At 69.9% G+C, this 11,620-nt stretch carries 14 protein-coding genes; 4 read left to right on the forward strand and 10 right to left on the reverse strand.

Annotated elements, in window-relative coordinates:
• Positions 1-177: 177 nt before the first annotated feature.
• The 5 genes from HHL28_RS12540 to HHL28_RS12560 all read right to left on the reverse strand — a co-directional run bounded on the left by HHL28_RS12540 (position 178) and on the right by HHL28_RS12560 (position 4,250).
• The gene (locus HHL28_RS12540) at positions 178-897 is read right to left on the reverse strand and encodes a Bax inhibitor-1/YccA family protein (protein ID WP_075769662.1); all 720 of its coding nucleotides are present in this window, start codon (positions 895-897) and stop codon (positions 178-180) included.
• 424 nt (positions 898-1,321) lie between these two features.
• Positions 1,322-1,549 carry a hypothetical protein gene (locus HHL28_RS12545; RefSeq protein ID WP_075769661.1) on the reverse strand — a complete coding sequence of 76 codons (228 nt, stop codon included), beginning with the start codon at positions 1,547-1,549 and terminating at the stop codon, positions 1,322-1,324.
• 14 nt (positions 1,550-1,563) lie between these two features.
• The gene (locus HHL28_RS12550; protein WP_075769660.1) at positions 1,564-2,154 is read right to left on the reverse strand and encodes a DUF4142 domain-containing protein; all 591 of its coding nucleotides are present in this window, start codon (positions 2,152-2,154) and stop codon (positions 1,564-1,566) included.
• 128 nt (positions 2,155-2,282) lie between these two features.
• Positions 2,283-3,326: an SRPBCC family protein gene (locus tag HHL28_RS18735; RefSeq protein WP_075769659.1), complete on the reverse strand. Its 1,044-nt coding sequence runs from the start codon at positions 3,324-3,326 to the stop codon at positions 2,283-2,285.
• Positions 3,327-3,440: 114 nt separating this feature from the next.
• On the reverse strand, positions 3,441-4,250 hold the full coding sequence (locus HHL28_RS12560; RefSeq protein ID WP_075769658.1) for a DUF2141 domain-containing protein: 810 nt from the start codon (positions 4,248-4,250) through the stop codon (positions 3,441-3,443).
• A gap of 223 nt (positions 4,251-4,473) precedes the next feature.
• Between HHL28_RS12560 and HHL28_RS12565 the strand changes: the two genes are divergently transcribed.
• Complete coding sequence (locus HHL28_RS12565; protein ID WP_075769657.1) at positions 4,474-4,656, forward strand: hypothetical protein; 183 nt, start codon at positions 4,474-4,476, stop codon at positions 4,654-4,656.
• Positions 4,657-4,663: 7 nt separating this feature from the next.
• Here the strand turns inward: HHL28_RS12565 and HHL28_RS12570 are convergent, their stop codons facing one another.
• From HHL28_RS12570 to HHL28_RS12590, 5 genes are all read right to left on the reverse strand, one after another.
• Positions 4,664-5,326: a beta/gamma crystallin-related protein gene (locus tag HHL28_RS12570; protein WP_075769656.1), complete on the reverse strand. Its 663-nt coding sequence runs from the start codon at positions 5,324-5,326 to the stop codon at positions 4,664-4,666.
• Positions 5,327-5,474: 148 nt separating this feature from the next.
• Complete coding sequence (locus tag HHL28_RS12575) at positions 5,475-5,912, reverse strand: DUF2141 domain-containing protein (RefSeq protein WP_075769655.1); 438 nt, start codon at positions 5,910-5,912, stop codon at positions 5,475-5,477.
• Between the two features lie 349 nt (positions 5,913-6,261).
• Positions 6,262-6,483, reverse strand: a complete 222-nt coding sequence (locus tag HHL28_RS12580) for a hypothetical protein (RefSeq protein ID WP_075769654.1) — start codon at positions 6,481-6,483, stop codon at positions 6,262-6,264.
• A gap of 130 nt (positions 6,484-6,613) precedes the next feature.
• Entirely contained in the window at positions 6,614-7,558 is a 945-nt protein-coding gene (metF, locus tag HHL28_RS12585) for a methylenetetrahydrofolate reductase [NAD(P)H] (protein ID WP_169655222.1), read from the reverse strand.
• A complete protein-coding gene (locus HHL28_RS12590) occupies positions 7,555-8,529 on the reverse strand; it encodes an ArsR/SmtB family transcription factor (RefSeq protein WP_075769798.1) in 975 nt (324 codons plus the stop codon). Before HHL28_RS12590 ends, metF begins: the two co-directional genes overlap by 4 nt.
• Before the next feature lie 302 nt (positions 8,530-8,831).
• On the opposite strand from HHL28_RS12590, the gene HHL28_RS12595 reads away from it, so the two are divergent.
• From HHL28_RS12595 to HHL28_RS12605, 3 genes are all read left to right on the forward strand, one after another.
• Positions 8,832-9,689, forward strand: coding sequence for an MlaA family lipoprotein (locus tag HHL28_RS12595; protein WP_075769653.1), 858 nt, complete (start codon positions 8,832-8,834; stop codon positions 9,687-9,689).
• 87 nt (positions 9,690-9,776) lie between these two features.
• Complete coding sequence (locus HHL28_RS12600; RefSeq protein ID WP_075769797.1) at positions 9,777-10,436, forward strand: MlaC/ttg2D family ABC transporter substrate-binding protein; 660 nt, start codon at positions 9,777-9,779, stop codon at positions 10,434-10,436.
• A gap of 131 nt (positions 10,437-10,567) precedes the next feature.
• Positions 10,568-11,338, forward strand: a complete 771-nt coding sequence (locus HHL28_RS12605) for a hypothetical protein (RefSeq protein WP_075769652.1) — start codon at positions 10,568-10,570, stop codon at positions 11,336-11,338.
• Positions 11,339-11,620: the final 282 nt, after the last annotated feature.

The following is an 11,620-nucleotide window of genomic DNA, read 5'->3' on the forward strand; positions in this document are numbered from 1 at the left end:
ATGCTGGCATGCGCCAGCGGGGGCTCACGCGCACACGGGTGCGCGCGGCGGCGGTCGCCGCCGTGGCGTCCCTGCGGGGTGCAGGAACGCCTTCAATCGACTCCTGGCCCCCAAAACAAAACCGCCCGGGGTTGCCCCCGGGCGGCGTCGCGGGTCTGGCCGGTGGGGCCGACGCGCTTACTCCTCACGCTGGCCCATGAACTGCAGCAGGAACTGGAACAGGTTGATGAAGTTCAGGTACAGCGACAGGGCACCCATGACCGCCATGCGGGAGTTCGCCTCCTGCCCGTAGGACTCGGCGTAGCTCTCCTTGATGTTCTGGGTGTCCCAGGCGGTCAGGCCGGTGAACACCAGGACGCCGATGGCGGAGATGGCGAACTGCAACGCGCTGGACTGCAGGAAGATGTTCACCAGGCCGGCGATGATCAGGCCGATCAGGCCCATCACCAGGAACGAGCCCATCTTCGATAGGTCGGCCTTGGTGGTGTAGCCGTACAGGCTGGTGGCGGCGAACATGCCGGCGGTGATGAAGAACACCCGGGCGATGCTGGCCCCGGTGAACACCAGGAAGATCGCCATCATGCTCAGGCCCATCAGGGCGCTGAACACGAGCAGCATGGTGCGCAGCGTGCCAGCCGACATGGTCTGCGGCCGGAAGCCGAAGAAGATGAAGGCCAGCGGCGCCAGCATCACCACCCACTTCAGCGGCGTGCCGTAGATGGCCTGCACCAGCGCCTGGCTCTGGGAGCCGAAGAAGGCCACCAGGCCCGTCACCGCGAGGGCCATGCACATGTAGTTGTAAACGCTCAGCATATGCTGGCGCAGACCGGCGTCGAACTGGGCCTGGTCGATCGTCCGGTCGTATGTCGCGAAGCGACCGAAAGGTCCGTTAGCCATGGATGTCCCCGAAACTCCTGTTGGACTGGACTTCCATATTGGGAGGCCCCTTCCAGGATTCAACCTCAATCGAAAGCTGGTTTCTCGGAATCCGGCCGGGACAAGGGACTGATTAGAAACATGAAATTTATGGTCTTCGGCGGGATTGTGAGAAGGGTTGCCGGGACACACGAAATCTGGTCCGGCCGGGCATGGCTCTAGCACACGATGATGCGCCCCGCGCATCGCTGGGGGCCCGATCGGGCAATCGTACAGCCACTTTCGAATTCGAAAGTGGCGTTGGTGGACGCCGGACCCGACCGAGTTGTCGCTGACACCTCCGCTCCAGCGACTTCAACCCAATCCCGATCACCGAACCGTCAGGGGGTGGATTGGAATTGGGGAGCCGGAGGGCTGGCCAGCGGGATCGGGGCGACGCCAGGGCTCACGCCCCCTCCCCCAGCGACCCCGGGGCGGCGTCCACGATGCGCGGCATGGCGCGTAGCCGATCCACCGCGTCGGGCACCGGCCCGCCGGGGAATTCCAAGGTGACCTCGGTCATGCCCTGCATGCCGGGGGTGGCGGCCAGGGTGCGGGCGCCGGGGAACAGCTCCAGCACTTCCCCCTCCAGCGCCTGGTCGCGACCGCCCTGGTAGACATAGACGACCTGCATCGGTTTCCCCTCCCCTATCTTGGCGCCTGGTTCTGGGCCATGCCGGCGCCGGCAGCCTGTTCCAGGGCGCCCAGGTTTTCCTGCAAGGTCGGCAACGCGTCCCGGGCCATGCTGGACAGGACCCCGTCCTGGGAACCGGCGGCGGCCTGCTGGTAAAGCTCCACCGCCCGGCGCTGGCTGTCCACCTGCTGTTCCAGCCAGAGCTGGTCGAAGCCGCCGTCGCCCACCTGGCGGAGTTGCTCCAGCATGGCCGAGCGGGGTGGGTCCAGCTCCGCCGCCGGCAGGGCGCCCTGGTCGTTGGCGATGGCGGTCAGGTCGTCATGCAGGCCCTTCTGGGAGGTGAGCAGCGTCTCCGCCAACTGCTGCACCTCTTCATTGTCCGAACGCTCGGCGGCGAGGCGGGAGGCCTCGACCGTGTAGATGGCGGTGCCGATGGCGCCTTCCAGGAAGGAGCGGTCCGCCTCTGCCAAGGGTTTGCCGGCTTTGGGCAGGGCCTTCGATTCCGCCCCCGTCGCGGGAACGCCACCCGTGGTGACCTGCGCCCAGGCCGGCGGTCCGGCCAGCAGCGCGGCGAGGGTGAGGAGCGGGGCAAGGGTCCGTCTCATAGCGACCATCCTCTTGGGTGGGAGGTTTGTTGAGTGGAAAGGTTGGACGGCGCCCCCACCCAAGCGGCGAAAGCCCGCACGGGGGTTCCCCCGCGCGGGCTTCGCGTCACGTCCGGGTCGGGGTGGGGTTACGAACCCGTGCCCGTGGTGCTGCCGGCCATGGCCCCCGTGCGGGTGGTGCTGCCGGTGGTGGAACCGGTGCCGCCGCCCAGGCTGCCCGTGCTGGTGGAGCTGCCCAGGGTGGCGCCGCTGGTGCCACCCACGGAGGAGGTGGAACCGGTGGCGGACCCGCCCATGGAGGAGGTGGAGCCCATGGACGAGGAGGACGAGCCGGAGCCCGCGCCCGTGGTCTCCATCATCCGCTTGAAGCGGTTCAGGTCGTCGATCATCTGCTGCTGCGGCTCCTCGCCCAGCAGCTTGGCGACGGCGCGGCCCAGGGCGCCGCCCGGCGGCTCGTAGCGGATGACGGCGTGCAGCTCGGTGCCGCGGCCGCCCGGCGCCGGCCGGAACTCCACATGGCCCCAGTTCGGCACGTCGGACCCCTCGACCGCCCGCCAGGCGATGCGGCGGTTCGGCTGGTCGTCGGTGACCTGGGCATCCCAGGAGACGCGCAGCCCCGCCGGGGCCTTGGCCACCCAATGGGAGTTGCGGTCGTCGATCACCTCGATCCGGTCGATGTGGTTCATGAACTGCGGCAGGTTGGAGAAGTCCCGCCAGAAGCTGTACAGGTCCTCGGCGGACCGGTTGATGGTCACCGTGTGGGACACGGTGCTGGCCCGGCTCTCATGGTCCACCTGGCCGCCCATGCCCACCCATTGGGCGATGTCGGGCTTGCCACTGAAGGCCTGCTGGATGACGCCCAGCCCGGCCAGCGCGATGCCGTAACCCAGCCAGCCGCCACGCCGGACGCCCAGCGCCGCCATCAGGCCGCCCACGACCAGCGGCGCCATCTGGTAGGCCGAGCCGGTGCCCTGGGTGCCACGCTCCTGCCCACGGCCGCCACGGCCGCCCTGGCCGAAGGACCCCATCCGGGACCCGCCGAACCGCGACCCGCCGGAGCGCGACCCATAGTTGCTCCCGGCGCCGCGGCCGCCATAGCCGCCGCCGTAGGAGTCGTCGTCATCGTCCATGCCGTAGCCGTAGCCGCGCCCGGATGTGCCGTAGTTGCTCATGGAATCCCTCCAAGTTGCCGCCGTTGCTGACCCGGCGGGTTGGCAATTCCCCCCGACAACAGGCCGGGGGAAGGAGGGTTCCCATCGGTTGTGGCGTGAACGGGCGGGAGCCGCTCAGCGCAGGGTGAGCGCCGTTTCCGTGCCGGGGAGCAGCGGCACGGCCGCCGCCTCGAACGTCGGCAGGGCCCCGCCTGCGGGTGCCTCCCCGCTGACGGCCCGCGGCTCCCCCTCGCCCAGCCGGCCGTCGGGGATGGGTTCGAAGAAGGCCAGCACGGCGTAGCGGCCCTCCGGCAGGGGCGGCAGGGTCAGGGTCAGCTCCGCCGACGCGGGTCCGGTCCGGTTCAGGAACACCGTGGCGTCGCGCCCGCTTTCCGCCGCCCGGGCCCAACCCTTCCCGTCCGCGAACAGGCGCAGGCGCAGCACCCCCTCCCCCGTCGGCAGGTTCCTCAGGCGCAGGGTGGGGCCCTGGGGTCGCCGTTCCAGCTTGGCGCCGGGGCCGAGGGCGAGGGCCACCGCTGCCGGCCCCTTCCCCGCCAGCGGGACGGCGACGTCGGCGAAGGCAGGGATGGGCGGGCGCTTCAGCAGGGGCCGGCCGCCGCCGACCGCCAGCGGGTCACCGATGCCGTCGGCCACCGTGTATTCCACGTCGCCGTCATTGTCCCGGTCATGGTGGGCGGCGACGGCGTAGCTGCCCGGCGCCAGCCCGCCGATCCGGTACTCCGGCACCCCGTCCAGGGCGGGCACCCGCAGGGTCAGCCTCGGCCGGTCCAGGTCGCGGTAGTCCTTGTCATTGTCGAACAGCATGACCCGCACCGTCCCCTCCGCCCCGCTTATGCCTGGGGTGGTGACGGTCAGGTCGGCCGCGGCGGCACCGGGGACGGCCAGGGCGAGCACCGACAGGACGGCGGCAAGGCGGGCGGGCATGCGAACCTCTCGGAAGGGCTACCCGCCCTGGCTGGCAGACCCTGCCCCGGCCGTCAAGGGCCCTCGCGGATGCGCCCTGCCACCGCGGCTTGACCACCCGGGCACCTGCACAATCTCGCTGGGAATCGTCCGCGCGGGAGCCTGCCCAGGGGCCCTGCGTTGGGACGAACGGGGCGCCCCCTTGTTCCAGGGGGATGGGGGGTGTCTGGAGGGGGACTGGCCCATGTTGCGGAATTTGCTGGCGATCCTGCTGGCCCTGGTGGCTGGGGGGACCGCGCACTGGCTGCTGACCGGCATCGCGGGGCTGGAGGGGGCAAGCGCCCAGGCCCTGGCGGTGATCACCGCCATCGCCGTCGCCTCCGCCTACCAGTCGGCGGTGGAGGCCACGGAGCGGGACCCGTCCTGAGCCGGGCCTACTGCCAGATGTTCACCCGACCGCCGCGGCAGCGGAACTGCCAGGGCTGGCCGTCGAACCAGACCGTGCCCTCGTCGGGGAAGCCGCTGAAACGCGCCCGGGCGCGATAGCCGTAGCGCTGGATCAGCCCGTCATAGACCTGGCGCTGGCAGCTGGACCAGTCGTAATCCCGGTCCCCGCCCCAATCCCGGTCACGGTCCCAGTCACGGTCGCCCCAGCGGGGCGGCGGCGGGGGTGGCGGGGGCGGGCGGCGCCAATCGTCGTCACGCCAGTCCGGGTCGCGCGGCCAACGCCGGTCATCGTCCCAGTCACGGTCGCGGTCGCGGCCACGCCAGCCGTAATCATCCCCCACCTGGCGCAAGGAACTGATCTGGCCGAAATAGCCGATCTGGCCCAGGTCGGCGACACGGGCGCCGCGGCGGAGCTGGACGCAGTCCTTGTATTTCTTGTGCTTGCAGACTTCCCAGACACCGCTGTTCACCACCAGCGAGCGCGCCCGGTCATTCCAGGGCGGCAGCTTGGACAGGTTGGAGATGTCGCCGTCGATGGTCAGCCGCTCCCCCCGGAAGTGGCCTTCGGAAAAGAGCGTGACCGACCCGGCGGCGGCGGGACCGGCCCAGGCGGCCAAGGTGAGGCCCAGGATGGCAATGGTCGGCTTCATCACTCCACGCGGCACCCCCGGGGGTGCTCCCATCCATCGCCCGGACGAGCGGGCACCCCTGCAAGCTGGGGGGACTTTGTGGCAGGCGATGGGCGCGGCCGGGGCAAGGTGGCGACGCCGGCACGGCTCCCGGGCCCCGGAAACCGTCCTAGCGGCGGAGGTTGATCTTCAGCGAGGCCCCCGCATCCCCCACCACCACCGCGGCGGCGCCGAAGCTGGGCGGCCCCAGGGTGCCGATGGCGTCGTTGGAAAAGCCGAAGGGCTCTGTCGGGACCCCCAGCAGGTTGGTGTCCACCTTGCCGTTGTCGTTCAGGTCCTGGAAGACGCGTACCGCATACTTGCCCGGCGGCAGCGGCCCCACGGCCAGATGGGCCCCGTCACGCGCGTTGCGCAGCACCAGGGCGGCCACGGGGGCGCCGTTCTTCTCGAACGCCTCCTCACTGTCATAGATGGCGGCGCGGAGCTGGCTGGCCCCGGCCAGCGGGGCGACGTTGGTGATGAAGACGCTGAGGTCGCCGGCCAGGGCGGGCGCCGCGGCCCCGAGGGCCAGGGTCACGGCCAGGGTGGGGCGGGTGGGAAGGCGCATGGCGGGGGCGGCTCCAACGGGGTCGCGGGCCATCAGGGGCCCGGTGCCCCCACTATATGCGGGGGAAAGTGACGGGAACGACCGTCCGTAAGGGGTGCCCGCCCGGCTTGCCCCGGTCGCGGGCATCCCGGCCCGCACACTGGCGCAAGACCTACCCGAAGTAGTTATGGCTTAAGTGAGAGAGAACATCCGGGCTAACCGGACGATCCCCGTCCGTTCACGGCCAATGTCCCGACTTTCTTGCTCTGTGCCCTATCCGTTCATGGCGATGCTCAGTTTCTGTCAATGATTGAGCAAGAAAACATTAATATTACTATGGCTTAGGCCGCTTTGTCGGCGCAAGCCCAGCCTATCCCTGGTCCAGGACGCGGCTGTTCTCCTCCGCCAGCCGGATGGCTTCGGTCAGCAGTCCCAGGATACGGACGTTGTTGTCCAGGATGGCGCGCATCTCGCGCCGGGGATCCTGGCCGTAGCCGACCATGCGCACCAGCAGGTCGGACCGGATCTCGGATAGTATCTCTTCCGTCCGCTTGCCGGACGGGTTGGCGCTGGACAGCAGGATACGGGTCATGTCCGCCCCCCTCCCAAGAAGACGGGAAGGCCGGGGCCGGCCTCCCCTCCCCCAGAGGGTGATCCCACTTACCCTTTCGCGCAAAGGACCAAAAGGACAGGGTGGACCCGCGGGCCGGCGGTCGCCGGCCTTAGGCGACCACCTTCGCCTTCGCCCGCACGCCCAGCATGTGGCAGAGGGCGACGGTCAGGTCGGCCTTGTTCATGGTGTAGAAGTGGAAATCCTTCACCCCGTGCTTGGCCAGGTAGCGGCACTGCTCGATGGCCACGGTGGCGGCCACCAAGTGCCGCGTCTCCGGCGAGTCGTCCAACCCTTCGAACAGGTTGGTCATCCAGCGGGGGATGTAGGTGTTGCACTTGCGGCCCATCTCCGCGGTCTTGGTGAAGTTCAGGATGGGCATGATGCCGGGGACCATGGGCACGTCGATGCCCCTGTCCGCCGCCTTGTCGCGGAAGCGCAGGAACACCGCCGGGTCGAAGAAGAACTGGCTGATGGCGCGGCTGGCGCCCGCGTCGACCTTGCGCTTCAGATTGTCCAGGTCGATGTCGGCGCTGGGCGCCTCCGGGTGGATCTCCGGGAAGCAGGCGACCGAGACCTCGAAGTCCGCCACCCGCTTCAGCCCCTCCACCAGGTCGGCGGCATAGGCGTAGCCGCCGGGATGCGGTTCATACCCAAGGCCGCCCAGGCCACCGGTGCCGTCCGCCTTCAGCGGCGGGTCGCCGCGCAATGCTACGATGTGGCGGATGCCGGCGTCCCAATAGGTGCGGGCGATCTCGTCGATCTCCTCCCGCGTGGAGCCGACGCAGGTCAGGTGGGCGGCGGCGGGGATGCCGGTCTTGGCCTGGATCTCCGTCACCGTGGCATGGGTCCGCTCCCGCGTGGTGCCGCCGGCGCCATAGGTCACGGACATGAAGGACGGCTTCAGCGGGGCCAGCCGGTGGATGGCGGCCCACAGGTTCTCGTGCGCCTTCTCCGTCTTGGGCGGCGAGAACTCGAAGCTGACGGACAGGCCGGACGGGGTCGTCACCAGGGCGGTCGGGTCGGTGGTGGCGTCCAGCAGTTCGGCTAGGCTCATGACAGGGCTCCGGCGATGGCGCGGGTGGGAACGGGTTGGGCGGCGGGCGGGCGGGTGCCGCGCCAGACGCAGACGGTGAGGGGCTGGCCCGGCAGGGCCACCACGGGTTCGGGGGCAAGGCCGGCCTTGGCCATCCAGCCCTCCACCTCACCTGAGTCGAAGCCAAGGCGGCGGTGGGCATGGTCGGTGCGCAGGGCTTCCAGCTCATGGCGGGCGAAGTCCACCACCAGCAGGGTGCCGCCGGGCCGCAGCAGGCGCGCGGCCTCCCCCAGCGCCTCCGCCGGCTCCTCCGCGAAGTGCAGCACCTGGTGGAAGATCACCGCATCCTGGCTCTGCCCCGGCAATGCCAGCTGGTACATGTCGCCCAAGCGCACCTGGCAGTTGCGCAGGCCCGCCTTCTCCAGGTTCACCCGGGCCACGGCCAGCATCTCGCGCGAGCTGTCGATGCCCAGCGCCCGGCCCACCCGGGGGCCGAACAGCTCCAGCATCCGGCCGGTGCCGGTGCCCACGTCCAGCAAATCCTGCACACCTGTCTCCGGCAGCAGGGAAAGGAGCCTCTGCTCCACCTCCGCCTCGGGCACGTGCAGGCTGCGGATCTCATGCCAGCGTCCGGCATTCTCACTGAAGTACCGCGCGGCGGCGGTGCGGCGGCTGTCGCGGATGCTCTCCAGACGCTCCAGGTCCAGCACGAGGCCCGAATCGTCGGCGGGCAGCGCGTCCACCAGGGTGCGGGCCAGCTCCGCCGTGGGGCCACGCTCCGCCAAGCGGTAATAGGCCCAGATGCCTTCCCGGTAGCGCTCCAGCAATCCCGCCTCACACAGCAGCTTCAGGTGCCGGGAGACACGGGGCTGGCTCTGGCCCAGGATCTGGGTCAGCTCGGTCACGGTGAGTTCGCCATGGGCGCACAAGGCCAGCAGGCGGAGCCGCGTAGGCTCAGCCGCGGCCTTCAACGCATTCAGCAGAAACTCCATGGCACCAGCCTTCACCAGGGATCGGGCCAACGTCAGCCGCTGGATCAATATATAAAGATATCTTTATGCCTTGTAAACCTTGGTCCGTGGTCCGGCAGGTACTTGCAACTTTTCCCCTTGGGTTGCGTTCCTGCTGCACACGCCATCCGACCTCGCCGAATGGTCTACCCCGAACTGGGGACGGCAACCCTGCATGGCTGGTCGGAGGTCCAGGATCATTGCGTCACCGATTCTCAACATTATATCCGCCAATGGCCTACCGGGCGGTTCCCCGCCGCCCCACCCTGGAAAGTCTGTCCCCCATGCGCCCTGGTCCCCTTTCCCGGCTCATGCTGCTGGCGGTCGCCGCGACTGCCCTGGCTGCCTGTTCGACCAGCACCCAGCAGGCGACCACCCCGACCCTGGACGGCCCGCCGGGCCAGGCATCGGGCGCGCCCGGCACGGTGGTGCCCGTGAACAACAACGACCCGCTGGAGCCGGTGAACCGGGGCATCTTCTGGTTCAACGAGGCGCTGGACGCCGTGCTGATCCGCCCGGTGGCGGAAATCTACCGGGCCGTGCTGCCCGACCCGGCGCAGCGCGGCGTGCGCAACGTGCTGCAGAACCTGCGCTCACCCCTGGACCTCGCCAACCAGACCCTGCAGGGGGACTGGGACGGGGCGGGCGACGTGGTGAAGCGTTTCGCCATCAACACCACCGTCGGCTTGGGCGGTCTGATCGACGTGGCCGGGAAGAACGGCATCCCCTATGAGTATGAAAGCTTCGACCAGACCCTGGCGGTCTGGGGCGTGCCGGAGGGGCCGTACCTGGTGTTGCCGGTGATCGGGTCCTCCTCCCTCCGCGACGCGGTGGGATTCGGGGCGGAGTTCTATGCGGACCCGGTATCCAACTATGCCAGCAACAACGACGCCGACTGGTTCACCTATGGTCGCGCCGGGCTGACCGTGGCGGATACCCGCGCCGGCTACATCGACGTGATCGACGACCTGAAGCGGAACAGCTTCGACTACTACGCCGCCATGCGCTCCCTCTACCGCCAGCGGCGGGACAACTGGATTCGCGACGGCGCCGCAGATCCGTCGCAATTGCCGGATATTCCGGATTACGACGACGGCGATGCCGCCCCGCCCTCGCCGGTGCGGGCTGGCCAGGGGTCCTAGGGCCCCGGACCGTGACGCCCGTCACTGTCGGACTGTTAGCGCCGCCTGATACTTGACTTGGACTGAAGGATTTTAGCCGTGGATGCCATGCTGACCAACCGTCGCCCCCTCCTCCGCCCCGCCGCTGGCCTGTTGATGGCCGGCCTGGCAGCCTTCGCGCTGCCGGCGACCGCGCAGCAGACGGCGCCGGCCCAGGTCGCGGCCCAGCCCTCTGCCAAGGCCCCGACGGACTTCGTGCAGGGCCTGGGCGACAAGGCCATCGCCACCCTGGCCCAGAAGAAGGACCCGGCGCAGACCAAGCAGGTCTTCCGGGATCTGCTGAACCAGAACTTCGACCTGACCACCATCGGCCGCTTCGTGGTCGGCCGCTATTGGAACACCGCCACGCCGGAGCAGCAGCAGCAGTACATGCAGCTGTTCGAGCGCATGATCATCGACGTGTATGCCGAGCGCTTCAGCCAGTACGCGGGGGAGACCTTCAAGGTCACCGGCGGCCAATCCACGGGTGAGCGCGACACGCTGGTGACCAGCCAGGTGGTCCGCCCCAACGGCCCGCCGGTCAACGTATCCTGGCGCGTGCGCAACCGCGACGGCGCCTTCAAGATCGTGGACGTGCTGGTGGAGAATGTCAGCATGAGCCAGACCCAGCGCAGCGAGTTCGCCAGCGTGATCGAGAACAATGGCGGCCGCTTCGACGCCCTGCTGGACGCCCTGCGCCAGCGCACCCAGACGGCCCAGGCGCGGTAACGGGAGCCAAGGCCTGCGACCGCCGGCCCGCGGGCGCGCGCCCGGCGCTTGAGGGAATAGCATGAGTCTACGGCCCGCCGGGAAACCGGCGGGCCGTTTGCTTTGGGGCGGGCCTGCCGCTACCTTGCGGCATGCTCTGGGAACTCTGGGCCAGCCTGCGCACCGACTGCCCGCCGGACCTGCGGCGGCTGGGCTACCGTTATGGCGCGGTGGCCTGTCTGGCCCGCGCCCGCCGCTGCGCCAAGGCCTGGGCCCCGCACCAGGAACGGACAAAGGCCGCCATCCACGCGGCGCTGGCCTGGGCCGGGCCGGGGGACACGGCCATCGTCCTGGGCTCCGGCCCCTGCCTGGACCTGCCGGTGCCGGCGTTGCTGGCCCGCTTCCCCAAGCTGGTCCTGGTCGACGCGGCCCACCCGCCGCCGGCAAAGGCCCTGGCCCGCCGGCACCCCGGGATCGAGCTGGTGAGCCTGGACCTGACGGGCACGGCGGCGGGGCTGCTGGACCCGGACGCCCCGGCGCCGCCGCGACCCGGCTGCACGGCCCTGCTGGACCGGCCGGGAGTGGGGCTTGTCGTCTCCGCCAACCTGCTGTCGCAACTGCCGCTGCTGCCGGTGGCGGCAGCTTCGGCGCGCTGGCCGGGGCTGGAGGGGGACCGCTTCGCCCGCGCGGTGGTGGAGGCGCACCTGGCCCACCTCCGCGCCTTCAACTGCCCGGCCCTGCTGGTCACCGACGTGCGCCGCCGGGCCTATGGCCATGACGGCGCGCTGCTGTCGGACGAAGACCCCCTCGCCGGCCTGGCCCTGCCGCCGGGCGAGGAATGGGACTGGGACATGGCCCCGCGGGGTGAGCTGCCCGGCGGCAAGCAGCTGGTGACCCGGGTCAGGGCCGTGCGGGTGGGGTGAGGGAGGATCGTCGTTCGCGCCGCGACAGGCCATGGCGGCGGGTCCAGAGTAACGCAGAGGACGCAGATGGCCGCAGAGGACACAGAGCGGTCCGGCCCTGCGTCCAACCGCCGGCTTCCCCGTGGATGGCGGACCGTCTGCGCCTCCGGCACCGTGGACCTGGACGGCAACCGATTGGCCCAGGCCAGACACTTGGCCCTGTCCCTCTGCGTCCTCTGCGGCCATCCGTGTCCTCTGCGTTCCCAACACACCTTGCGTGCCGGACTTCCGGTGACCGCGCTG

The sequence above is a fragment of the Aerophototrophica crusticola genome, from assembly GCF_012913305.1.
GTDB classification, from domain to species: domain Bacteria; phylum Pseudomonadota; class Alphaproteobacteria; order Azospirillales; family Azospirillaceae; genus Niveispirillum; species Niveispirillum crusticola.